Source organism: Limnofasciculus baicalensis BBK-W-15 (assembly GCF_024178385.1).
Lineage (GTDB): Bacteria > Cyanobacteriota > Cyanobacteriia > Cyanobacteriales > Coleofasciculaceae > Limnofasciculus > Limnofasciculus baicalensis.
In genome coordinates, this window is record NZ_JAMZMM010000619.1 from 1 (window position 1) to 2180 (window position 2180).

General features: G+C 43.1%; 2 protein-coding genes. Both read left to right on the top strand.

What is annotated here, in order from left to right; all coding sequences use genetic code 11:
- Positions 1 to 63 precede the first annotated feature (63 nt).
- A complete protein-coding gene (locus tag NJ959_RS28825; RefSeq protein ID WP_254015195.1) occupies positions 64 to 1725 on the top strand; it encodes a SpoIIE family protein phosphatase in 1662 nt (553 codons plus the stop codon).
- Positions 1726 to 1731: 6 nt separating this feature from the next.
- A complete protein-coding gene (locus tag NJ959_RS28830) occupies positions 1732 to 2157 on the top strand; it encodes an ATP-binding protein (RefSeq protein ID WP_254015196.1) in 426 nt (141 codons plus the stop codon).
- Positions 2158 to 2180 lie beyond the last annotated feature (23 nt).

The window sequence follows — 2180 nt, forward strand, 5'->3', positions numbered from 1 at the left end:
CCTTTATCCTTCAACCTTAAACCTTCTGTCGTTTCTCGCTAAAAAAGAGACCGGAGTCAACACATGAGTCAGGCGGAAAAACTCAAACTTATGGTAGTAGATGATGAGCCTGACAATCTAGATTTGCTGGTGAGAACATTTCGCAAAGATTATCGAATATTTCGAGCAGACGGGGCAGCGAGCGCTCTGAAAATTCTCGATACGGAAGGAGAAATGGCAATCATTATTTCTGACCAGAGAATGCCTCTCATGAATGGTACGGAATTCTTGAGTAAGACGGTTGAACGCTTCCCCGATACGATTCGGATTCTTTTAACAGGCTACACAGATGTTGATGATTTGGTAGAGGCAATTAACTCTGGCAAAGTTTTCAAATACATTACTAAACCATGGAATCCAGACAATGTTAAAAGAATTGTCAAACAAGCAGATGATACATACCGAATCCTGAAAAAAAGAACCAATCAATTAGAAAGGACTGTACGACGAGAAGCTCTATTCAATTCAGTGACAACTGCGATTCGTGAGTCACTAGACTATAGCAGTAGTCTGAAAACAATCGTCACCACAATTGGGAAAACATTTGAAGCAAAACGTTGTATCTTACGCCCAGTAGACGAGCATCAGCTTATGGCAGAGTATTTCTCTTACCAGGCTGAGGGTGAAGCAGAAGGAGAACCCCTCCCTAATGACGATCCCGATCCGATTGTGCAAAACGTTTTGCAGCATCACAAGACACAGATTTGTCAAAATATAAGAGACGGCGATCGCAGACTCCATCTTGTAGTGCCGTTAATATGGCGGCAAAAGCTATTGGGAGTACTGTCTCTCTATCAGGAAGACAGCGATAAACCGTGGCTGAGGGAAGATATTGAGCTGATTGAAGCTGTAAGCGAGCAGGCGGCTTTAGCAATTTTTCAGGCGAAACTCTACCAACGGATTCAGTTACAGGCTCAACAGATGCAGGATGAGCTAGAAGTCGCACGCCAAATCCAGAATAACCTGTTGCGCCAAAGCTGGCCTGATGTCGAAGGAGTCGGATTACAAGCTCATTGCTATGCAGCACGACAAGTAGGAGGTGATTTTTTTGAAGTTTATATTCATCCCCAAGGCGATGTTTGGCTAGCAGTTGGTGATGTTTCTGGTAAAGGTGTCCCCGCTGCTTTATTTATGGCTAGTGGGATTTCTATCTTACGGCGGGAACTAGCTCAGGAAATTTCTCCGGAACCAGAAGTGGTAATGCGTAATCTGAACAGTATCATGTCAGATGACCTCTTCAGTACTAATTGTTTCATAACTATGGTACTGGCTCGTTATACCCCACAATCTCGACAATTGGTTTATGCTAATGCTGGTCATGTTTACCCCTTAGTATGGTCTCATCCACTTGTCATTGAGCAACAAACATTATCAGAAACAAACCTGACTGTAGAACCAAATTACCTGAGTACTCGAGGTGTTCCCCTGGGGATTTTACGGATTTGGAAGGCACAAGCAGGTACTTTAACATTAAATCAGGGTGACATTTTGCTATTAATCAGCGATGGTATTACAGAAGCGACAGTTAAGGGTAGCAGCTCAATGCTGGGGACGTTGGGGCTTTGGCAACTCGTACTTCAGGAGTCAGCGCCCTTTAACCTGACCAATTTATTAACTCGCATTCGAGCCTGTACTAACAACATTCAGGAAGATGACCAAACTATACTCTCTCTGGAGGTTCTCTAATTGTCAATGAAAACGGAGCTGAACGTACCCAGTGAATTAAACTTTTTAATAGTCGTCGAAAATTGGCTGCTGGATAGTTTAAAAGTAGCCCTCGGTGACTCAGTAGATTGGAAGATTCAAGCGCCTCGCTTACGATTGGCGTTAGCAGAAGCTTACTCAAATGTGGTGCGTCACGCTCATCGAGATCAACCCAATTTACCAATCTTATTTCGCTTGGAAATTAAAGACAGAGATGTGGCTTTGGAAATCTGGGATAGAGGCAATGGTTATAACATTTCCAATTATATTGAACCCGATCCACAGGATAAACAGGAAAGTGGTTATGGCTGGTTGATTATGCAAAGGCTTATGGATCGAGTAGAGTATCGCTTACAGGTTAATGGTCTTAATTGTTTGAAGTTGGAAACTAGTTTACCGAAATTGGAGGAATAGGGAATAGGGACAAGGGGTGGAAG

Coding starts and splice junctions, on each gene's coding strand:
- NJ959_RS28825 (WP_254015195.1), top strand. CDS start 64: ATGAGTCAGGCGGAAAAACTCAAACTTATGGTAGTAGATGATGAGCCT.
- NJ959_RS28830 (WP_254015196.1), top strand. CDS start 1,732: ATGAAAACGGAGCTGAACGTACCCAGTGAATTAAACTTTTTAATAGTC.